Below are 18,831 nucleotides of genomic sequence, written 5' to 3'. Positions count from 1 at the left end.
GCCCTCCCCGACCCGGTGGCCTCCTACGCGCCGCAGACGGAGATCGGCGCCCCCTGGAGCCAGGAGCCGCAGCCCGCGCCCGAGTACGGCGAGGGCTACGGCGAGGAGCCCCCGGAGCACTACCAGGAGCGGCGTGAGCCGCGGTACGGCGGGCAGGACCCCTATGGTCAACCGGCCACCGCGCCACCGGGTTTCGACATGTTCCGGCCAACGTCGGAATCCTCTCGTGGTGCTCCCGGGATCGGCTCACAGCGCGTAGGCTTCAGTGGACCTGACCCGCATGCGGCGGAGTACCGCTCGACGACCAGCGCCGGTCTCCCCCGCCGGGAACGAAACTGGCCGCAGCCCGAGGAGGATCCTGCACAGCGACCGCGGGAGCAGCAGCCCCCGGCCGCGCAGCCGCCCGAGGAGGCGCGGTGGGAGCGCGGTCCGCGCAGGGAGGAGCGCACCGGTGGTGTGACCTCCTCCGGGCTTCCCCGACGGGTGCCCCGTGCCAATCTCACGGAGCACTCCACCCCGGACCCGCCGGCGGGCGGGCCCGCCGTCTCCCGTGACCCGAAAGACGTCCGCGGGCGGCTGAGCAGCCTGCACCGCGGGGTACAGCAAGGCCGTGGCTCGTCCCGCGGCACGCAGAACAACGATCAGGAGCGTTAGTGTGAGCCCGATGAGCCAGGCGGCGCAGAACCTGAACTGGTTGATCACCAGCTTTGTGGACAGCACTCCGGGGGTGTCGCACACGGTGGTGGTGTCGGCTGATGGTCTGCTTCTGGCGTTGTCCGAGGGGTTTCCGCGGGATCGTGCGGATCAGTTGGCGGCGGTGGCGTCGGGTTTGACGTCGTTGACGGCTGGTGCGTCGCGGATCTTCGAGGGTGGTGCGGTGAATCAGACGGTGGTGGAGATGGAGCGGGGGTTTCTCTTCATCATGTCTATTTCGGATGGTTCGTCGTTGGCGGTGTTGGCGCATCCCGAGGCCGATATCGGTCTGGTGGGTTATGAGATGGCACTGCTGGTGGACCGCGCCGGTACGGTATTGACCCCTGATCTGCGCGCCGAGCTCCAGGGGAGCCTTCTCAACTAGCAGATGACTTGTGCGGATTGGGGCCTCGCACCATAAGGTGCGACAGGCGAGGCAAGAGCGCGGCACCGCGAGAAGCAAAGGCACTTGGAGGAGGAACCGTGGCAACGCCCCCAGGCGGACCTTATGGCAACGAGTACCCGCCGCGGCCACAGAGCGGTGGTCGTACCGGGCGCTTCAACTTCCCCTCGGCGCCCAGCGGCGGACGCCAGTGGCCCACGCCCGACCGGCAGCCCCCGTCCCAGCCGCAGCCGGGCCAGGGACCGGAGGTGAGGCGTCCGCCCTCGCCCGGTTCACCGCGCCCGCCCGGACCCGAGCGCCAGGCCCCGGGGCCCGAGCACGAGGGCTGGACGCCTCCGCCCTCCCAGCAGCGACAGCCCGTTCCCCCACGTCGCTCCGGCGGTTATGGCGGCGCCGAGCCGCCGCAGCCTCTGGTGCGTCCGTACGCGATGACCGGTGGCCGGACCAGGCCGCGGTACCAGCTGGCGATCGAGGCGCTGGTCAGCACGACCGCGGAGCCGGCGCGTCTGACCGGTCAGCTGCCCGAGCACCAGCGGATCTGCCAGCTGTGCTACGAGGTCAAGTCCGTCGCCGAGGTCTCCGCGCTGCTCTCCATCCCCCTCGGCGTCGCCAGGATCCTGGTGGCCGATCTTGCCGAGGCCGGGCTTGTCGCCATTCACCAGCCGGGCAACGACGCTGAGCCCGGCGGCCAGCCAGATGTGACACTGCTCGAAAGGGTGCTCAGTGGACTTCGCAAGCTCTAACGACGCCGGTCTCTCCGCGCCGTCGCGTTCCACGACCTCCGCGAAGATCGTGATCGCGGGTGGGTTCGGCGTGGGGAAGACCACGTTCGTGGGGTCGGTGTCGGAGATCAATCCGCTGCGGACGGAGGCGGTGATGACGTCGGCCTCGGCGGGGATCGACGACCTCACGCACACGGCGGGGAAGACCACCACGACGGTGGCGATGGACTTCGGCCGGATCACGCTGGACCAGGACCTGATCCTGTACCTGTTCGGTACGCCGGGGCAGGACCGTTTCTGGTTCATGTGGGACGACTTGGTCCGAGGTGCCATCGGTGCTGTCGTCCTGGTCGACACGCGGCGTCTTTCCGACTGTTTCCCCGCGGTGGACTACTTCGAGAACAGCGGCCTGCCGTTCGTGATCGCCCTCAACGGCTTCGACGGCCACCAGCCGTACTCGCCCGACGAGGTGCGTGAGGCGTTGCAGATCGGCCCGGACGCGCCGATCATCATCACCGACGCCCGCCAGCGGCAGGAGGCCAAGAGCACCCTGATCACCCTGGTCGAACATGCCCTGATGGCACGCCTGCGCTGAGCGGCGGGCCCTGGCCCGGGGCGCGGTCTCCCGGACCGATTCCGGGAGGCCGGGCTGCACGGCCTAGGCTGGTGGCCGTGCGCATCGCCAGATTCTCCATTGACGGCACCGTCGGCTTCGGCGTGCTCGAAGCCGCGCCCTCCGAGGGCGAGGAACCCGTCCTCGACATCATCAGGGGCCATCCCTTCGCCGCGTTCGAACGCTCGGGGAGCAAGGTGCCGCTGAGCAAGGTCCGGCTGTTGCCCCCCGTGCTGCCCAGCAAGGTCGTGGCCATCGGCCGCAACTACGCCGAGCACGCCCACGAGCTGGGCAACGCCGTTCCCGACGTCCCGATCACCTTCTTCAAGCCCTCCACCTCGGTGATCGGCCCCGGCGACGCCATCGCCTACCCCGCCATCTCCTCCGACGTGCACCACGAGGCGGAGCTCGCCGTCGTCATCGGCCGGCTCTGCCGCGACGTGCCCAGGGAGCGCGCCCGCGAGGTGATCCTCGGCTACACCTGCGCCAACGACGTCACCGCCCGCGACGTCCAGCGGCGCGAGGGCCAGTGGGCGCGGGCCAAGGGTTTCGACACCTCCTGTCCGCTCGGGCCCTGGATCGAGACCGACCTCGACCCCTCCGACCTCGCCGTCATGTGCACGGTCAACGGGGAGCAGCGGCAGCTGGGCCGCACCAGCGAGATGGTGCGGAGCGTGGAGGACCTGATCGTGCACATCACCGAGTCGATGACCCTGCTCCCGCAGGACGTCATCCTCACGGGCACTCCGGCGGGCGTCGGCCCGCTGCACGTCGGCGACCAGGTCGCCGTCACCATCGAAGGCATCGGCACTCTCACCAACAAGGTAGTCAAGCGTGACTAGCCCCACTCCGCTCCGCGTCCGTTTCTGTCCCTCGCCGACCGGCAACCCGCACGTCGGCCTGGTCCGCACCGCCCTGTTCAACTGGGCCTTCGCGCGCCACCACGGCGGCACGATGGTCTTCCGCATCGAGGACACCGACGCGGCCCGGGACTCGGAGGAGTCCTACCAGGCGCTGCTCGACGCGATGCGCTGGCTCGGCCTGACCTGGGACGAGGGACCGGAGAAGGGCGGCCCGCACGCCCCCTACCGGCAGTCGCAGCGGATGGACATCTACGCGGACGTCGCCGAGCGGCTGCTCGCGGCGGGCCACGCCTACCGGTGCTACTGCACCGCGGACGAGTTGGAGGCCCGCCGTGAGGCCGCGAGGAAGGCCGGCCGCCCCTCCGGCTACGAGGGGACCTGCCGCGCCCTCACGAAGGCGCAGATCGCCGCCCACGAGGCCGAGGGCCGCCCCTCCATCGTCCGCTTCCGGATGCCGGACGAGCCCATCACCTTCACCGACCTGGTGCGCGGCGAGCTGACGTTCACCCCGGAGAACGTCCCCGACTACGGCATCGTCCGCGCCAACGGCGCGCCGCTGTACACCCTGGTGAACCCGGTGGACGACGCGCTGATGGAGATCACCCACGTCCTGCGCGGCGAGGACCTGCTCTCCTCGACCCCCCGTCAGATCGCCCTCTACCGGGCGCTGGCGGAGATCGGCGTGGGCGGCGGCACGGTCCCCGCCTTCGGCCATCTGCCCTACGTGCTGGGGGAGGGCACCAAGAAGCTCTCCAAGCGCGACCCGCAGTCCTCGCTCAACCTCTACCGGGACCGGGGCTTCCTGCCCTCCGGGCTGCTCAACTACCTGGCGCTGCTGGGCTGGTCACTCGCCGAGGACCGTGACGTCTTCTCGCTCGAGGAGATGGTGGCCGCCTTCGACATCTCCGCGGTCAACGCCAACCCGGCACGTTTCGACCTGAAGAAGTGCGAGGCGATCAACGCCACCCACATCCGCGAGCACCTCTCCACCGAGGAGTTCGCCGAGGCGTGCCGGCCCTGGCTGCGAGCCCCGTACGCCCCCTGGAAGCCGGAGGCGTACGACCCGGAGGCGTTCGCCAAGCTGGCCCCGCTGGCCCAGACGCGCGTGACCGTGCTCTCCGACATCACCGACAATGTCGACTTCCTCTTCCTGGACGAGCCGGTCGCCGACGAGCAGTCCTGGGCCAAGGCGATGAAGCCGGGCGCCGGGGACGTGCTGGCCTCCGCGCGGGCCAACCTCGGCGCGGTGGAGGACTGGACCGCGGACGCCCTCAAGGCCGCCGTGCTCGCCGCGGGCGAGGAGCACGGGCTCAAGCTGGGCAAGGCGCAGGCCCCGGTCCGCGTCGCGGTCACGGGCCGCACGGTGGGCCTGCCGCTCTTCGAATCCCTGGAAACCCTGGGCCGTCGGCGCACCTTGTCGCGGATCGACGCGGCGCTGGCCCGCCTGAGCGGCTGAGGGCACGACGGTCGGTGGCTCGGCGGCCCGGCAAGGATCTCGTTTTGGGGCACCGTTCTCGATCGGGTATTGTTTGGCCCGTCGCGAGAGCGGGCCGGGGATTCACTCCGAGCCGCCGAGTGATCACCTGAGCGATACCCCGGCTGGGGTTGAGTTTTGGTGGGGTATGGTGTAATTGGCAGCACGACTGATTCTGGTTCAGTTAGTCTAGGTTCGAGTCCTGGTACCCCAGCACGATCTCATCTGAAGATCCAGGCCCCCGTTGTGTAGCGGCCTAGCACGCTGCCCTCTCAAGGCAGTAGCGCCGGTTCGAATCCGGTCGGGGGTACAGGTCCGGAAGCGGGCCCAGGCAAGCCCCCGTTGTGTAGCGGCCTAGCACGCTGCCCTCTCAAGGCAGTAGCGCCGGTTCGAATCCGGTCGGGGGTACGCGATCGGAAGACGGACGAAGGCCCCTCGCCCCGGCGAGGGGCCTTCGCCGTTCGCTCGCGCTCCGCTCAGGGCGCGTCCCCCTCGCCGCCGAACCCGCCGGCGTCCTCGCCGTACCGGCGGCCCGCCTCGGCGGCCTGGGCCAGCCGCCGCAGGCTCAGCAGCACCGGCTCGTAGAGCACGGTGAGCGCGACCGCCGCCTCCAGCTGAGTGGTCGACGCCTCGAACTCCTCGACCACCGACAGCTCGTGCTCGGCGAGGGCCGCCGCCGCCCGGCCGTAGGGCAGCAGGTGTGCGACATCGGCCGGGTAGTCGAGGCGGAGCAGCGCGGCGAGCGCCGAGATCAGCATCGCGTGAGCCGGATTGTCCTCGATCACCGGCCAGCCCAGGAGGCGCTGGATCTCCTCCGCGCTCGCGCGGGCGGTCCCCGTGCAGGGGTCGTCCTCGGCCGGGGCCGGACCGTGCGGGAGCGCGCCCACCGCGGTCCCCAGCCGGGAGAGCCGGCCGACCGACTCGTCCTCGACGGCCGCGAGCACCTCGCGCGCCGTCGCGACGGGGACGCGGCCCACCTGGACCAGGGCCCGCGCCAGCCGCAGCCTGCGCAGGTGCTCCTCGTCGTACTCGGCCTGGGTCGCGCTGATCCGCCTGCCGGGCGGTACCAGCCCTTCCCGCAGGTAGTACTTGATCGTCGCGGGGGAGACCCCGCTGCGCTTGCTCAGCTCCGCCAGCCGCATGCCGTCGACCCCTTGCGCATCGTGTTGGAGAGTGGCACTATCCAATCATGGATAGCGGGACTATCCAAAGGGGTCCCGTGGAGAGAGGGAGGTCGGTCATGGCACGCGAGATCATCAAGGGGCGCATGTCGGCACCGGGCGATCAGGCGGTGACGGTCTTCCTGATCGGCATGCGGATCAACCGCTTTCGGCGCTTCCGCGCCTGGTGGCCGGTCTTCATGGCGATGCCGAGGATGCTGCGCGAGCTCTCCAGGGACAAGGAGAGCGGGATGCTGGGGTACCAGCTGCTGCACGGGGGCCCGCGGCTGACCTACCTCGTGCAGTACTGGTCCTCGCACGAGCTGCTGATGGAGTACGCCTCGGCGCCGGACAGGGAGCACCGGCCGGCCTGGGCCGCGCTGAACCGCAAGCTGCGGGCCGGCGAGGACGCGGTGGGCTTCTGGCACGAGACCTATGTGGTCGAGGCCGGGGCGCACGAGGCCGTCTATGTCAACATGCCGCCGTTCGGCCTGGGCGCGGCCACCGAGGTGGTGCCGATAGGCCGCCGCGGCGACCGGGCCGCCGCACGGCTCTCCCGGACGTCCGGGGAGCACCCGGGGGAGCGAGGACTCAGCCCTGCCGTTTGAGGGCCTCGGTGAGCCGGGCCGCGGCGTCCAGAAGGGCCTGGGCGTGCATCCGGCCCGGGTGGCGGGTCAGGCGCTCGATCGGCCCGGAGACGGAGACGGCGGCCACCACGCGGTTGGAGGGGCCGCGGACGGGCGCCGAGACGGAGGCCACGCCCGGCTCGCGCTCGCCGATCGACTGGGCCCAGCCGCGGCGCCGCACGCCGGAGAGCGCGGTGGCCGTGAAGCGGGCGCCCTGGAGCCCGTGGTGCAGCCGCTCCGGCTCCTCCCAGGCCATGAGGATCTGAGCGGCGGAGCCCGCCTTCATCGGCAGGGTGGAGCCCACTGGCACGGTGTCCCGCAGGCCGGAGAGGCGCTCCGCGGCGGCCACGCAGATCCGCATGTCCCCCTGGCGCCGGTAGAGCTGCGCGCTCTCGCCCGTCACATCGCGCAACTGCGTGAGCACAGGCCCCGCGGCGGCCAGCAGCCGGTCCTCACCCGCGGCGGCGGCCAGCTCGGCGAGGCGCGGGCCGAGCACGAAGCGGCCCTGCATGTCGCGGGCCAGCAGCCGGTGGTACTCGAGGGCCACCGCCATGCGGTGCGCCGTGGGCCGGGCCAGCCCGGTCGCCCCGACCAGTCCCGCGAGGGTGGCTGGTCCGGACTCCAGGGCTCCCAGCACCAGAGCCGCCTTGTCGAGTACCCCCACGCCGCTGGAGTCGCCGCTAGAGTTGTCCATGCAACGATACTCACGTCTCACAGTGTGAAACGCAAGTTCAATTTCGCGGGGGAGGCGGCAGGCTGGGTGCCCTGGGGTCGCGTCCTCTGTGTGGCTCCCGGCCGCCGTCCGGTACGAGGGGAACGGACGGCGGTCACCAGATCCCCGCGATGAAGCCGGAAGAAGGAAGAGCGATGGGACGGACACTGGCGGAGAAAGTCTGGGACGACCATGTCGTCCGGCGGGCGGAGGGCGAGCCCGATCTGCTGTACATCGACCTCCACCTGGTGCACGAGGTGACCAGCCCCCAGGCGTTCGACGGGCTCCGCAAGAGCGGGCGCCCGGTGCGGCGCACGGACCTCACCATCGCCACCGAGGACCACAACACCCCGACCCTCGACATCGACAAGCCCATCGCCGACCCGGTCTCGCGTACGCAGTTGGAGACCCTCCGGAAGAACTGCGCGGACTTCGGCGTCCGGCTGCACTCGCTGGGCGACGAGGAGCAGGGCGTGGTGCACGTGGTCGGCCCGCAGCTGGGGCTGACCCAGCCCGGCACCACGGTGGTGTGCGGCGACAGCCACACCTCCACCCACGGCGCGTTCGGCGCGCTGGCGTTCGGCATCGGCACCAGCCAGGTCGAGCATGTCCTCGCCACCCAGACCCTGCCGATGGCGCCGTTCAGGACCATGGCGGTGACCGTGCTGGGCGAGCTGCCCGACGGCGTCACGGCCAAGGACCTCATCCTGGCGATCATCGCCAGGATCGGCACCGGCGGCGGCCAGGGCTATGTGATCGAATACCGCGGCGAGGCCGTCGAGAAGCTCTCGGTGGAAGCCCGCATGACCATGTGCAACATGTCGATCGAGGCCGGCGCGCGGGCGGGCATGGTCGCCCCCGACGAGACGACCTTCGCCTATCTGAAGGGCCGCCCCCACGCCCCCGAGGGCGCCGACTGGGACGCGGCCGTCGCGTACTGGAGGACGCTGCGCACGGACGACGACGCCGTCTTCGACCACGAGGTGGTCATCGACGCCGCCGAGCTGGCGCCGTTCGTCACCTGGGGCACGAACCCGGGCCAGGGAGCACCGTTGTCCGCCTCCGTGCCCGACCCCGCCTCGTTCGCCGACCCCGGCGACCGGCTGGCCGCGAAGAAGGCGCTGGAGTACATGGACCTGGAGCCGGGCCGCCGGCTGCGGGACATCTCCATCGACGCCGTCTTCGTCGGCTCCTGCACCAACGGCCGGATCGAGGACCTGCGCTCGGCCGCCGCCGTGATCGAGGGCCGCACGGTGGCCGACGGGGTCCGGATGCTGGTCGTACCCGGGTCCGTCCGCGTCGCGCTCCAGGCCATGGCCGAGGGCCTCGACAAGGTGTTCACCGCGGCGGGCGCCGAATGGCGGCACGCCGGCTGCTCGATGTGCCTGGGCATGAATCCGGACCAGCTGGCGCCGGGCGAGCGCTGTGCCTCCACCTCCAATCGCAACTTCGAAGGCAGGCAGGGCAAGGGCGGACGCACCCACCTGGTCTCGCCGCAGGTCGCCGCCGCCAGCGCGGTGACCGGCCGTCTCGCGTCCCCGGCCGACCTGGCCGGCGTCCCCACCCCCGCGGAGGTCTGAGCCATGGAAGCCTTCACCACGCACACCGGCCGGGCCGTTCCGCTGCGCCGTTCCAATGTCGACACCGACCAGATCATCCCGGCGCACTGGCTGAAGAAGGTCACCAGGGACGGGTTCGAGGACGGCTTGTTCGAGGCATGGCGCAAGGACCCGGAGTTCGTGCTCAACCAGGCGGAACACCACGGCGCCACGGTGCTGGTCGCGGGGCAGGACTTCGGCACCGGCTCCTCCCGGGAGCACGCCGTCTGGGCCCTCCAGAACTACGGCTTCAAGGCGGTCATCTCGCCGCGCTTCGCCGACATCTTCCGGGGCAACTCGCTGAAGAACGGGCTGCTGACCGTTGAGCTGCCGCAGGAGACCGTCGAGGAACTGTGGAAGCTGATCGACGCCGACCCCGCGACCGAGGTCACGGTCGACCTGGTCGCGCGCGAGGTGCGCGCCGACGGCGTCACGGCGCCCTTCGACCTCGACGAGAACGCCCGCTGGCGGCTGCTCGAAGGGCTCGACGACATCAGCATCACCCTTCAGAACGAGGACGCGATCGCCGCCTTCGAGGCCCGCCGTCCGGCGCACAAACCCCTTACGCGACAAGGAGCCTGACGGCAGATCAGCAGATGCCCCCGCCGGTGCCCCCGGCGGGGGCATCTGTGCTGACGCCCCATCACGACACGGGCGTTGGGGGGCTTAGAGGGCGATACCAGTCCCAAGGTGGCACAATCGGCCGCATGGAACGCGACGGTCAACTAGAGCTCTACGACCGCGTCGCCGCTCGACTGAGGGACGCGCACCGCACGGTGCGAGCCCTGCAAGTGCCTGAGGACGTACGGCAGGCCCTCACCCGGAAGCTGCTGATCATCACCGCGGCCACCAAGCACGACCTGCCTGGCGCCGCCCGCCGTCTGGATCGGCTGATGGAGGACGTTGACGCGGGGCGACTGCCGGCGGCAAGGCCGGGCGGCGACCGTGACGGATCTCCGTGATGGTCGAGTTCGTTGCGACACAAGGGTGATTCGCCCGTTTCGCGTTTGATTTGCGGAATATATCTGCCTAACGTGCGAAAAAGCTTGAACACATTCGTTCCAGCAAGGTCTGTGAAGGGGAAGACGTGAACAAGGCACAACTCGTAGAAGCGATTGCCGACAAGCTCGGTGGCCGCCAGCAGGCGGCCGACGCGGTCGATACCGTGCTCGACGCCATCATCCGCGCGGTGGTCGCCGGTGAGCGGGTCTCGGTGACCGGCTTCGGCTCGTTCGAGAAGGTCGACCGGCCGGCCCGGTACGCGCGGAACCCTCAGACCGGCGAGCGGGTGCGGGTCAGGAAGACCTCCGTGCCCCGCTTCCGCGCCGGTCAGGGCTTCAAGGACCTGGTCGCCGGGACCAAGAAGCTCCCGAAGAACGACGTGGCCGTGAAGAAGGCTCCCAAGGGCAGCCTTTCGGGGGGTACCACCACCAAGAAGGCCACCACCAAGAAGGCCGCCGCCAAGAAGTCGCCGGCGAAGAAGGCCACCGCGAAGAAGGCCCCGGCCAAGAAGGCTCCCGCCAAGACGGCCGCGGCCAAGAAGTCGGCGGCGAAGAAGGGCACCGCGAAGAAGGCCCCGGCCAAGAAGGCCACCGCGAAGAAGGCGCCGGCCAAGCGGGCACCGTCCCGCACGACCACCGCCAAGAAGGCCACTTCCCGCCGCAAGTGACCAGGTCATCCAGCGGGCCGGACTCCTCACCAGGAGCCCGGCCCGCGGTCGTTCCCGCCCGCGGCGCGAAGCCCGCTAGGCTCCCCGCATGCAGGCCACCGCGTACACCTACGACCCGAGCACCCGTTCCGGCAGCGTGCTGCTGGACGACGGCACCCCGATGGACTTCGGCGCGGACGCGTTCGACGCCGGCGGCCTGCGGCTGCTCCGTCCCGGCCAGCGGGTCCGCATCGAGGTGGAGGGCGACGGCGAGCGCCGCCGCATCACCTTCCTGACGCTGCAAACGCTGTAAGCGGGCGGGCGCTCACCGCGGTGCGCCGCCCCACCCCCAGCGCGAGGGCGGCCCGCAGGTCCTCGCCCGTGTCCACGTCGCGCCGCACGCTCTCCACGTCGTCGAGCGTCAGTTCCACCGCACCCGAGGCCAGATGCCTGGCACGGGACGCCCCTTCGAACGCGGGCGCGAGCGCCGCGCCCGGCGCCGCCGCCAACAGGGTGGTGCCCACGCCGGCCGCGTCACCGAGAAAGCTCCGCGCGTGCCCACCCGCCGCCGCGAGCACCCGGGTCAGCTCGGCGGCCCTGAGCGCGGGGAGATCGGCGTTGAGCGCCGCGAGCGCGGCCGAGTGCCTTCGCCCGCGCACGGCCTCCGCGCCGTGCGCCAGGGCGGCGTTCAGCCCCAGGCCGGGGGAGTCGGGCACGATCCGCGCCCCAAGCCGCCCCAGCCGTTCCGCCGCGAGCGCGTCATCGGTGACGACGGTCACGTCCCGCACCGCCGAACTGGCCAGCGCGGCGGCCACCGTGTCCTCGGCGAAGGCCAGCGCGAGCGAAGGGCGCAGCGCGTCCCCGGCGACGGCGGCCAGCCTGCTCTTCGCCCGCCGCAGCGGCTTCAGAGGGACGATCAGCGACCACCCGGTGTCACGCATCGTGCGATTCTCCAATCCTCGGTCCAGCGGCCCCCCTCGGGCCCGGTCGTCGGGCGCGGACCCCCGAGGGGGCCGTCCGGTGCTCCCCGGGACGTTGCGCATTAGGGTGCAAAGGGACCACGCGGGCGGTGAGACCTCCGCTGGACAGCCCCGCCCCCCAAGGCAACACTTGTGCGGCTGTCCGCAGCACACCCCGCCGGAGCAGCGCAAGAGGAGATGGTGTCCGAGTGTCTCGCCGCAGAATCGGCTTCTGGTACCGATTGGCCGCGTTTCTGGTAAAACCGCCGCTGCTGGTGTTCTTCCGGCGAGACTGGCGGGGAATGGAGCATATTCCCGTTGAGGGGGGATTCATCACCGCGGTGAATCACAACTCCTATCTCGACCCGCTGTCCTACGCGCACTTCCAGTACAACACCGGGCGAGTCCCGAGATTCCTCGCCAAGATCGCCCTCTTCAACAACGGCGCCGTCGGCCGCTTCATGCGCGGCACCGGCCAGATCCCCGTCTACCGCAACACCACGGACGCCGCCGACGCCTTCCGCGCCGCCGTGGACGCCGTGCACGGCGGCGAGTGCGTGGCCTTCTACCCGGAGGGCACCCTCACCCGCGACCCCGCGCTGTGGCCCATGGAGGGCAAGACCGGCGCCGCTCGTGTCGCGCTCCTCACCCGCGCCCCGGTGATCCCGGTGGCCCAGTGGGGCGCCCACGAGGCCATGCCGCCGTACGCCCCCAGCAAGCGCGTGCGGCTCTTTCCCCGCAAGACGCTGACCGTGGTCGCCGGACCCCCCGTGGACCTCGACGAGTTCTACGGCAGGGAGCCCACCGCCGAGGTGCTGCGCGACGTGACGGACGCGATCATGGACGCCATCACCGCGCTCCTCGCCGAGGTGCGGCACGAACTTCCCCCCGGGGAGCGCTATGTTCACCGGAGCGCGTCGCCCGAGCGGCGCGCCCAGGACAGCGCGCCCGAGGAGGAGAGAGCGGAGTGACACGTGTCGCCGTCTACGGAACCGGCTCATGGGGGACCACGTTCGCCATGGTCCTCGCCGACGCAGGCTGCGATGTGACGCTCTGGGCCCGGCGGCCCGGGATCGTCGAGGCCGTGAACACCACCCGCACCAACCCGGACTACCTGCCGGGCATCCGCCTCCCGGCCACCGTCCGGGCGACCACCGACCCGGCGCTGGCCGCGCGCGGCGCGGAGTTCACCGTGCTCTCCGTCCCCTCCCAGACCCTGCGCGCCAACCTCGCGGCCTGGGCCCCGCTGCTGCCCGCCGACACCGTGCTGGTCTCGTTGATGAAGGGCATCGAACTCGGGACCGCGAAGCGGATGAGCGAGGTCATCGAGGAGGTCGCGGGCGTTCCCCCCGAGCGGGTCGCCGTGCTCTCCGGGCCCAACCTCGCCCCCGAGGTCGCCGAACGACAGCCCGCCGCCTCCGTGGTGGCCTGCCGCGACGAGACGGTGGCCCAGCGGCTCCAGGCGGCCTGCCACACCCCGTACTTCCGCCCGTACACCAACACCGACGTGGTCGGCTGCGAGCTGGGCGGCGCCGTCAAGAACGTGATCGCCCTCGCCGTCGGCATCGCGGACGGCATGGGCCTCGGCGACAACACCAAGGCCTCGCTCATCACCAGGGGCCTGGCCGAGACCACCCGCCTCGGGCTCGCGATGGGCGCCGACGCCAAGACGTTCGCGGGCCTGGCCGGCATGGGCGACCTCGTCGCCACCTGCTCCTCGCCGCTCTCCCGCAACAACACCTTCGGCACCAACCTCGGCCGCGGCATGAGCCTGGAGGAGACCATCGCCGTCACCCGCCAGACCGCCGAGGGCGTCAAGTCCTGCCGCTCCGTCCTGGATCTGGCGCGCCGTCACCACGTCGAGATGCCGCTGACCGAAACGGTGGTGGGCATCGTCCACGAGGGCACGCAGCCGCAGGTCGCGGTCAAGGAGCTCATGTCGCGAACCGCCAAGGCCGAGCACCGCTGACTGCGGCCACTACGTTAGGTAGCCTCTGGGGGTGATGAGCAGCGAGCCCACTCCTCAGAGCCCCAAGACCCGCGTCGCGATCGTCTTCGGCGGGCGCAGCTCCGAGCACGCCGTGTCGGTCGTCACCGCCGGAGCCGTGCTGCGCGCCATCGACAGAACCCGTTACGACGTTCTCCCGATCGGCATCACCGCGGACGGCCGCTGGGCGCTGACCGCGGACGATCCCGACCGCATGGCCTTCACCGACCGTGAGCTGCCCAGCGTCGCGAACATCGCCGAGCCGGGCGGCGGCGGCGTGCTGCTCCCCGTCGACCCCGGGCGCAGCGACATCGTCTACGCCGAGCCCGGCTCGGTCCCCAAGGACCTCGGCGAGGTCGACGTCGTCCTGCCCCTGCTGCACGGCCCCTACGGCGAGGACGGCACGCTCCAGGGCCTGCTCGAACTCTCCGGGGTGCCCTATGTCGGCGCCGGCGTCCTCTCCTCGGCGATCGGCATGGACAAGGAGTACATGAAGCGCGTCTTCACCTCCTTCGGCCTGCCCGTGGGCCCCTACCTCGCCCTCCGGCCGCGGGAGTGGGAGCGGGACGCGGCGGCGGCCCGCAAGAGGATCGTGGACTTCGCCGGCGAACACGGCTGGCCCCTCTTCGTGAAGCCCGCCAGGGCCGGCTCCTCGCTCGGCATCTCCCGCGTCACCTCCCTCGCAGGGCTCGACGAGGCCGTCGAGGAGGCACGGCGCCATGACCCCAAGATCATCGTGGAGTCGCAGCTCAGCGGGCGCGAGATCGAGTGCGGCGTCCTGGAGTTCGAGGACGGCCCGCGCGCCAGCCTCCCCGCCGAGATCCCCCCGGTCTCCGCGCACGAGTTCTACGACTTCGAGGCCAAGTACATCGACTCGGCCGAGGGCATCGTCCCCGCCCCGCTCACCGGGGAACAGACCGAACGGGTCCGCGAGCTCGCCGTGGCCGCCTTCGACGCGGCCTCCTGCGAGGGCCTGGTCCGCGCCGACTTCTTCCTCCAGCACGACGGCGAGTTCGTCATCAACGAGATCAACACCATGCCGGGCTTCACGCCGATCTCGATGTTCCCCCGCATGTGGAAGGCGACGGGCGTCGACTACCCCGAGCTGGTGGACCGCCTGATCCAGGCCGCGCTGCGCCGTTCCACCGGGCTGCGGTAGGGCCCGCGGCGAGGAATCAGCCCTCGGCCCCGGCCGCGTCGTGCCCCGCGTGGTGTTCGGGCTCGTTCTCCGCCTCGTTCTCCGGGGAGGGAGCGCCCGCGTCCTCGGGAACCCGCTCCGCCCAGAGCGCGTCGGCGGGTATGCGCCGCTCGATGGCGTCGACGATGTCGAGCAGCGGGTTGACCTCGGGCGCGTAGGCGTCGGGCACCGTCACCTCGACGAACACCTCCCGCTCCGCCGTGGTGAACCGCACGCCGCCGTCCTGCTCCTCCAGCAGCCAGTTCACCCGGTTCACGCCGACGACCTCGGCGCCCAGCGGGTCGTAGGCGTCGCTGCCCGGGGTCAGCGGCCCGGGCCGCTCGACGCCGCAGCGGAGCACGATGGCCGGATCTCCCCAGACGGCGGCGAACGGCGAGTCCTCGTCCAGCTCGCCGCGTTCGGCGCCGTCCATCCGCTCCGGCAGCTCCCCGGCCAGCGCCCGGCACGCGTCCGCGGCCTCGCCCTCGGGCGAGGGCACCGCGACGTCCGGCGCGGACGGCCCCGCACCACAGGCGGCGAGGGCCAGCAGGGCGGAGACGGCCGGAAGGGCGCGGCGTACGGTGGGATTCACCCGGCGAGCATACGAGGTGTCACAGATGAACGACCGGGCAGGTCAGCGTGCGTGTGATCCCCGGTACGCGCTGTACCTCGGCGACCACGAGACGTCCCAGCTCGTCCACGGTCCCGGCCTCCGCACGGACGATGACGTCGTACGGGCCCGTGACATCCTCAGCGGTGAGCACGCCGGGGATCTTCGAGATGACATCGGCCACAGTGGACGCCTTGCCCACCTCGGTCTGGATCAGGATGTACGCCTGTACCACTGGTCCTCCAGAGCGGCTACGAGGAGCGGGGGCGCTACCGTAGCGCGTCACGACCAGCACCGGGGAGACGTGGGGCCCCCGCCGGACACGGTGGGTGCGCGGACGAGCCGGCGGAACAACACAAGGAGAGCGCAGTGAAGGGCAGCGTGGGGGAGCTCGGGGAGTTCGGGCTGATCCGGGAGCTGACAGCCCGGATCACCGGCACGCCCGCGGTGCGGCTCGGCCCGGGGGACGACGCTGCGGTGATCGCGGCCCCCGACCGGCGGGTCGTCGCCAGCACCGACATCCTGCTCGAGGGGCGGCACTTCCGCCGCGACTGGTCGACCGCCTACGACGTCGGCCGCAAGGCCGCCGCCCAGAACATGGCGGACGTCGCCGCGATGGGCGCCGTGCCCACGGCCGTGCTGGTCGGTCTCGTGGTCCCGGCCGAACTGCCCGCCACCTGGCCGCTGGAGCTGATGGACGGTATCCGCGACGAGTGCCGGGTCGCCGGCGCGGGCGTGGCCGGGGGGGACGTGGTCCGCGGCGACACCATCACGGTCTCCATCACGGCGCTGGGCGACCTCGCCGGGCGCGACCCGGTCACCAGGACGGGCGCGATGCCGGGCGACACCGTGGCCGTCACCGGCTGGCTCGGCTGGTCGGCGGCCGGACACGCCGTCCTCTCCCGCGGCTTCCGCTCGCCCCGCGCGTTCGTCGAGGCCCACCGCCGCCCCGAGCCGCCCTATGTCGCGGGCCCCGCCGCCGCCGCGCTCGGCGCCACCTCCATGACGGACGTCAGCGACGGGCTGGTCGCCGATCTGGGCCACATCGCCCTCGCCAGCAACGTCCGCATCGACATCGGCTCGGCGTTGCTCGACGTGCCGGCCCAGATGAACGACATCGGGCAGGCCGTCGGCGTCGACCCCCTGCACTGGGTCCTCACCGGCGGCGAGGACCACGCCCTGGTGGCCACCTTCAGGCCCGAGACCAAACTCCCCGCCCGCTGGCGCACGATCGGCGAGGTGCTGCCCGCCAGGGGACGGACCACCCCGCCCGTCACCGTGGACGGCGCGGCCTGGGACAAGGCGGGAGGCTGGGACCACTTCGGCGGCTCGTCGCGGACGTGAGTACCGTCGTCGCCATGCAGGCACCTCCACGCGTTCTCACCGTCGCGGGCTCCGACTCCGGCGGCGGCGCGGGCATCCAGGCCGATCTCAAGACGATGCTCGCGCTCGGCACCCATGGCATGAGCGTCATCACCGCCGTCACCGCGCAGAACTCCCTGGGCGTGCAGGGCGCCTGGGAGCTGCCCGCCGAGGCGGTGGTGCGGCAGTTCCGCAGCGTCGTGGACGACATCGGGGTGCAGGCCGTGAAGACCGGCATGCTGGCCTCCGCCCCCCTCGTCGAGACCGTCGCCGCGCTGCTCGGCACCACCACCGCGCCCGTCGTCGTCGACCCGGTCGGCGTCTCCAAGCACGGTGACCCGCTGCTCGCGGCGGACGCGCTGGACGTGCTGCGCTCCGATCTGCTCCCCGCGGCCACCGTGGTCACCCCCAACCTGGCCGAGGTCGCCCAGCTCACCGGCCTCACGGTGCAGAGCGAGGCGGACATGCCCCGCGCCGCGGAGCTGCTGCTGGCCCACGGGCCGCGCTGGGCGCTGATCAAGGGCGGGCACCTGCCGGGCGAGGCCGTCGACCTGCTCACCGACGGCGACGAGCTGCACTGGCTGCGCGCCCCGCGTCACCCCAACCGCCATACGCACGGCACCGGGTGCACGCTGGCCGCGGCGACGGCCAGCCGGCTGGCGCTGGGCGACAGCGTCCCCGAGGCGGTGGCCGCGGCCAAGGAGTACGTCACCGGCGCCATCGCCGCCGGCTTCCCGCTGGGCGCGGGCATCGGCCCCGTCCACCACGGCCACCGCGTCCAGGGGTGACCGCGCGGTTCGCGCCCGCGTCGGCGCACGCAAGAAGCCGGTCCACCGTGAGCGGTGGACCGGCTGGAACGGCCGAGAGCCGGGCGCCTAGCGCGAGACCTTGCCCGCCTTGATGCACGAGGTGCAGACGTTCAGGCGCTTCGGCGTCCCCCCGACCACGGCACGCACCCGCTGGATGTTGGGGTTCCAACGGCGGGGGGTGCGGCGGTGCGAGTGGGAGATACGGTTGCCGAAGCCCGGCCCCTTGCCGCAGACATCGCAGTTGGCAGCCACGGGTCACTCCAATGACGGGTCGCCCCGCACAGACGGGAACGACGGGTACGTTACGTCGGGATCCCCGAGGTCACTTCGTCCGCGGGGAGAGCGCCGGGTGCGCAACAACGGCACCAGGCAACCGACGCAGCATACCTCGGCCGTTCCCGCCGGGAGAAATCGCTCCCCCCGGTGAGCGAGGGCATAAGCTGCATGCCGCCGCCCGCCCAGCAACGGTCCAGGAGGTCCGCACGTGCCGCAGCCGCTCGACGCCGCAGCGGTTCGGCGCTGGTGCCGCATCACCCTGGACGCCCTGGGCCGGGCCCGCGAGGACATCGACGCGATCAACGTCTACCCGGTCCCCGACGGCGACACCGGTACCAACCTCTACCTCACCGTGGAATCCGCCGCCCAGGCCGTCGAGGCGGCCGACACCGCGTCGCCCACCCTGGCCGAGGCGGTCGGGGCCATGGCCCACGGCGCCCTCATCGGCGCCCGGGGGAACTCGGGCACCATCCTCGCCCAACTCCTGCGCGGCATGGCCGACGTGCTCGCCGCCGAGCCGGAGCCCGCGGGGCCGGGCGCGCTGCGCCGCGCGCTGCGCCGGGCCGCGAGCTCCGCCTACGAGGCCGTCGCCCACCCCGTCGAGGGCACCATGCTGACCGTGGCCACCGCCGCGGCCGACGCGGCGGAACGGGCCGGGGACACGGTCGCCGAGGTGCTGGCGGAAGCCTGCGCCGGGGCCAGGGAGGCGTTGGCCGCCACCCCGGACCAGCTCGCCGTCCTCGCGGACGCGGGCGTGGTGGACGCTGGCGGCAGCGGCCTGGTCGCCGTCCTCGACGCGCTCGACGCGGCGCTGTCGGGCCGCGCCCCCGACGCCTCCATACGCGACCGCCTGGCGCGTTCCCCCTCGGGCGGCGGCGCGACCGGCGCAGGCTGTCCCCCGCCCGTCGCCCCCGGCGAACCGGGGGGCTTCGAGGTCATCTACCTGCTCGACGCGGCCGACGACGCCGTCGCCACCCTGCGCGGACGCCTCGACGCGCTGGGCGACTCCCTCGTCGTGGTGGGCGGCGACGGCCTCTGGCACGTCCACATCCACACCGCGGATCCCGGCCCCGCCGTCGAGGCGGGCATCGAGGCCGGCCGCCCCCACCGGGTCCGGATCACCGGGCTGGCGGCCACCG

23 protein-coding genes, 3 tRNA genes and 1 pseudogene are annotated in these 18,831 nt (G+C 71.9%); 21 read left to right on the top strand and 6 right to left on the bottom strand.

Translation table 11 applies throughout. The annotated features are described in order from the left end of the window. From ADY01_RS40650 to ADY01_RS17975, 9 genes and pseudogenes are all read left to right on the top strand, one after another. Positions 1 to 654, top strand: a pseudogene (locus tag ADY01_RS40650) (ATPase); the annotation flags it as partial. 10 nt (positions 655 to 664) lie between these two features. Further along, on the top strand, positions 665 to 1,078 hold the full coding sequence (locus ADY01_RS18010; protein ID WP_049574128.1) for a roadblock/LC7 domain-containing protein: 414 nt from the start codon (positions 665 to 667) through the stop codon (positions 1,076 to 1,078). Positions 1,079 to 1,176: 98 nt separating this feature from the next. Then, entirely contained in the window at positions 1,177 to 1,839 is a 663-nt protein-coding gene (locus ADY01_RS36340) for a DUF742 domain-containing protein (RefSeq protein ID WP_063784272.1), read from the top strand. Further along, positions 1,820 to 2,413, top strand: a complete 594-nt coding sequence (locus ADY01_RS18000; protein WP_078900387.1) for a GTP-binding protein — start codon at positions 1,820 to 1,822, stop codon at positions 2,411 to 2,413. The genes ADY01_RS36340 and ADY01_RS18000 overlap by 20 nt, the downstream gene beginning before the upstream one ends. Before the next feature lie 77 nt (positions 2,414 to 2,490). After that, the gene (locus tag ADY01_RS17995) at positions 2,491 to 3,273 is read left to right on the top strand and encodes a fumarylacetoacetate hydrolase family protein (protein WP_049574126.1); all 783 of its coding nucleotides are present in this window, start codon (positions 2,491 to 2,493) and stop codon (positions 3,271 to 3,273) included. After that, complete coding sequence (gene gltX, locus ADY01_RS17990; RefSeq protein ID WP_049574108.1) at positions 3,266 to 4,750, top strand: glutamate--tRNA ligase; 1,485 nt, start codon at positions 3,266 to 3,268, stop codon at positions 4,748 to 4,750. Before ADY01_RS17995 ends, gltX begins: the two co-directional genes overlap by 8 nt. 160 nt (positions 4,751 to 4,910) lie before the next feature. Further along, positions 4,911 to 4,982, top strand: a tRNA-Gln gene (locus ADY01_RS17985). 23 nt (positions 4,983 to 5,005) lie between these two features. Beyond that, positions 5,006 to 5,078: transfer RNA gene (locus tag ADY01_RS17980), tRNA-Glu, on the top strand. Between the two features lie 25 nt (positions 5,079 to 5,103). Further along, positions 5,104 to 5,176 (top strand) — tRNA-Glu (locus ADY01_RS17975). A 68-nt stretch (positions 5,177 to 5,244) separates the two neighbouring features. Here ADY01_RS17975 and ADY01_RS17970 read toward each other — a convergent pair. Then, positions 5,245 to 5,910, bottom strand: coding sequence for a MerR family transcriptional regulator (locus ADY01_RS17970; protein ID WP_049574105.1), 666 nt, complete (start codon positions 5,908 to 5,910; stop codon positions 5,245 to 5,247). A gap of 98 nt (positions 5,911 to 6,008) precedes the next feature. On the opposite strand from ADY01_RS17970, the gene ADY01_RS17965 reads away from it, so the two are divergent. Further along, positions 6,009 to 6,536 carry a DUF4188 domain-containing protein gene (locus tag ADY01_RS17965; protein WP_107081755.1) on the top strand — a complete coding sequence of 176 codons (528 nt, stop codon included), beginning with the start codon at positions 6,009 to 6,011 and terminating at the stop codon, positions 6,534 to 6,536. Here ADY01_RS17965 and ADY01_RS17960 read toward each other — a convergent pair. Beyond that, positions 6,520 to 7,248, bottom strand: a complete 729-nt coding sequence (locus tag ADY01_RS17960) for an IclR family transcriptional regulator (protein ID WP_049574101.1) — start codon at positions 7,246 to 7,248, stop codon at positions 6,520 to 6,522. The genes ADY01_RS17965 and ADY01_RS17960 overlap by 17 nt on opposite strands. A 173-nt stretch (positions 7,249 to 7,421) precedes the next feature. Here ADY01_RS17960 and leuC point away from each other — a divergent pair, with 173 nt between their 5' ends. From leuC to ADY01_RS17935, 5 genes are all read left to right on the top strand, one after another. Continuing rightward, entirely contained in the window at positions 7,422 to 8,846 is a 1,425-nt protein-coding gene (gene leuC / locus ADY01_RS17955; protein WP_049574098.1) for a 3-isopropylmalate dehydratase large subunit, read from the top strand. A 3-nt stretch (positions 8,847 to 8,849) separates the two neighbouring features. Further along, complete coding sequence (gene leuD / locus ADY01_RS17950) at positions 8,850 to 9,446, top strand: 3-isopropylmalate dehydratase small subunit (protein ID WP_049574095.1); 597 nt, start codon at positions 8,850 to 8,852, stop codon at positions 9,444 to 9,446. 125 nt (positions 9,447 to 9,571) lie between these two features. Beyond that, complete coding sequence (locus ADY01_RS17945; protein ID WP_049574094.1) at positions 9,572 to 9,826, top strand: hypothetical protein; 255 nt, start codon at positions 9,572 to 9,574, stop codon at positions 9,824 to 9,826. A gap of 125 nt (positions 9,827 to 9,951) precedes the next feature. Beyond that, positions 9,952 to 10,533, top strand: coding sequence for an HU family DNA-binding protein (locus tag ADY01_RS17940; protein WP_049574091.1), 582 nt, complete (start codon positions 9,952 to 9,954; stop codon positions 10,531 to 10,533). A gap of 88 nt (positions 10,534 to 10,621) precedes the next feature. Continuing rightward, a complete protein-coding gene (locus ADY01_RS17935; RefSeq protein ID WP_049574088.1) occupies positions 10,622 to 10,825 on the top strand; it encodes a hypothetical protein in 204 nt (67 codons plus the stop codon). Here ADY01_RS17935 and cofC read toward each other — a convergent pair. Further along, complete coding sequence (gene cofC / locus ADY01_RS17930; protein WP_049574086.1) at positions 10,797 to 11,453, bottom strand: 2-phospho-L-lactate guanylyltransferase; 657 nt, start codon at positions 11,451 to 11,453, stop codon at positions 10,797 to 10,799. The genes ADY01_RS17935 and cofC overlap by 29 nt on opposite strands. 227 nt (positions 11,454 to 11,680) lie before the next feature. On the opposite strand from cofC, the gene ADY01_RS17925 reads away from it, so the two are divergent. From ADY01_RS17925 to ADY01_RS17915, 3 genes are read left to right on the top strand one after another with little or no spacing between them, the layout of a single operon-like run. Next, entirely contained in the window at positions 11,681 to 12,442 is a 762-nt protein-coding gene (locus ADY01_RS17925) for a lysophospholipid acyltransferase family protein (RefSeq protein WP_049574083.1), read from the top strand. Beyond that, positions 12,439 to 13,440 carry an NAD(P)H-dependent glycerol-3-phosphate dehydrogenase gene (locus ADY01_RS17920; RefSeq protein ID WP_049574080.1) on the top strand — a complete coding sequence of 334 codons (1,002 nt, stop codon included), beginning with the start codon at positions 12,439 to 12,441 and terminating at the stop codon, positions 13,438 to 13,440. Before ADY01_RS17925 ends, ADY01_RS17920 begins: the two co-directional genes overlap by 4 nt. Before the next feature lie 34 nt (positions 13,441 to 13,474). Beyond that, positions 13,475 to 14,617 carry a D-alanine--D-alanine ligase family protein gene (locus tag ADY01_RS17915; protein WP_049574078.1) on the top strand — a complete coding sequence of 381 codons (1,143 nt, stop codon included), beginning with the start codon at positions 13,475 to 13,477 and terminating at the stop codon, positions 14,615 to 14,617. A 16-nt stretch (positions 14,618 to 14,633) separates the two neighbouring features. Here ADY01_RS17915 and ADY01_RS17910 read toward each other — a convergent pair whose 3' ends face one another. Next, positions 14,634 to 15,227 (bottom strand): DUF3515 domain-containing protein, encoded by a 594-nt coding sequence (locus tag ADY01_RS17910; protein ID WP_063784271.1) that lies wholly within the window; start codon positions 15,225 to 15,227, stop codon positions 14,634 to 14,636. 19 nt (positions 15,228 to 15,246) lie between these two features. Next, positions 15,247 to 15,480 (bottom strand): Lrp/AsnC family transcriptional regulator, encoded by a 234-nt coding sequence (locus tag ADY01_RS17905; RefSeq protein WP_049574075.1) that lies wholly within the window; start codon positions 15,478 to 15,480, stop codon positions 15,247 to 15,249. Positions 15,481 to 15,614: 134 nt separating this feature from the next. Between ADY01_RS17905 and ADY01_RS17900 the strand changes: the two genes are divergently transcribed. Then, entirely contained in the window at positions 15,615 to 16,589 is a 975-nt protein-coding gene (locus ADY01_RS17900) for a thiamine-phosphate kinase (RefSeq protein ID WP_049574072.1), read from the top strand. Between the two features lie 14 nt (positions 16,590 to 16,603). Next, positions 16,604 to 17,395 carry a bifunctional hydroxymethylpyrimidine kinase/phosphomethylpyrimidine kinase gene (gene thiD, locus ADY01_RS17895; RefSeq protein ID WP_049574119.1) on the top strand — a complete coding sequence of 264 codons (792 nt, stop codon included), beginning with the start codon at positions 16,604 to 16,606 and terminating at the stop codon, positions 17,393 to 17,395. Positions 17,396 to 17,482: 87 nt separating this feature from the next. Here the strand turns inward: thiD and rpmB are convergent, their stop codons facing one another. Then, a complete protein-coding gene (rpmB, locus tag ADY01_RS37160; protein ID WP_078900385.1) occupies positions 17,483 to 17,668 on the bottom strand; it encodes a 50S ribosomal protein L28 in 186 nt (61 codons plus the stop codon). Between the two features lie 232 nt (positions 17,669 to 17,900). On the opposite strand from rpmB, the gene ADY01_RS17890 reads away from it, so the two are divergent. Beyond that, on the top strand, positions 17,901 to 18,831 hold a 931-nt coding region (locus ADY01_RS17890; RefSeq protein ID WP_049574070.1), incomplete at its 3' end, for a DAK2 domain-containing protein.

Origin of the sequence: Streptomyces sp. SBT349 (genome assembly GCF_001083795.1) — a bacterium.
GTDB lineage: Bacteria > Actinomycetota > Actinomycetes > Streptomycetales > Streptomycetaceae > Streptomyces.
The sequence above is the reverse complement of the archived record's forward strand: the minus strand, read 5'-3'. Positions and strand labels throughout refer to the sequence as shown.

Bases quoted from the DNA above. Each gene is read 5' to 3' on its own strand.
- ADY01_RS18010 (WP_049574128.1), top strand. From the start codon at position 665: ATGAGCCAGGCGGCGCAGAACCTGAACTGGTTGATCACCAGCTTTGTG.
- ADY01_RS17970 (WP_049574105.1), bottom strand. From the start codon at position 5,910: ATGCGGCTGGCGGAGCTGAGCAAGCGCAGCGGGGTCTCCCCCGCGACG.
- leuC (WP_049574098.1), top strand. From the start codon at position 7,422: ATGGGACGGACACTGGCGGAGAAAGTCTGGGACGACCATGTCGTCCGG.
- cofC (WP_049574086.1), bottom strand. From the start codon at position 11,453: ATGCGTGACACCGGGTGGTCGCTGATCGTCCCTCTGAAGCCGCTGCGG.
- ADY01_RS17965 (WP_107081755.1), top strand. From the start codon at position 6,009: ATGGCACGCGAGATCATCAAGGGGCGCATGTCGGCACCGGGCGATCAG.
- thiD (WP_049574119.1), top strand. From the start codon at position 16,604: ATGCAGGCACCTCCACGCGTTCTCACCGTCGCGGGCTCCGACTCCGGC.
- ADY01_RS17935 (WP_049574088.1), top strand. From the start codon at position 10,622: ATGCAGGCCACCGCGTACACCTACGACCCGAGCACCCGTTCCGGCAGC.
- ADY01_RS17915 (WP_049574078.1), top strand. From the start codon at position 13,475: ATGAGCAGCGAGCCCACTCCTCAGAGCCCCAAGACCCGCGTCGCGATC.
- ADY01_RS17945 (WP_049574094.1), top strand. From the start codon at position 9,572: ATGGAACGCGACGGTCAACTAGAGCTCTACGACCGCGTCGCCGCTCGA.
- ADY01_RS17960 (WP_049574101.1), bottom strand. From the start codon at position 7,248: ATGGACAACTCTAGCGGCGACTCCAGCGGCGTGGGGGTACTCGACAAG.
- leuD (WP_049574095.1), top strand. From the start codon at position 8,850: ATGGAAGCCTTCACCACGCACACCGGCCGGGCCGTTCCGCTGCGCCGT.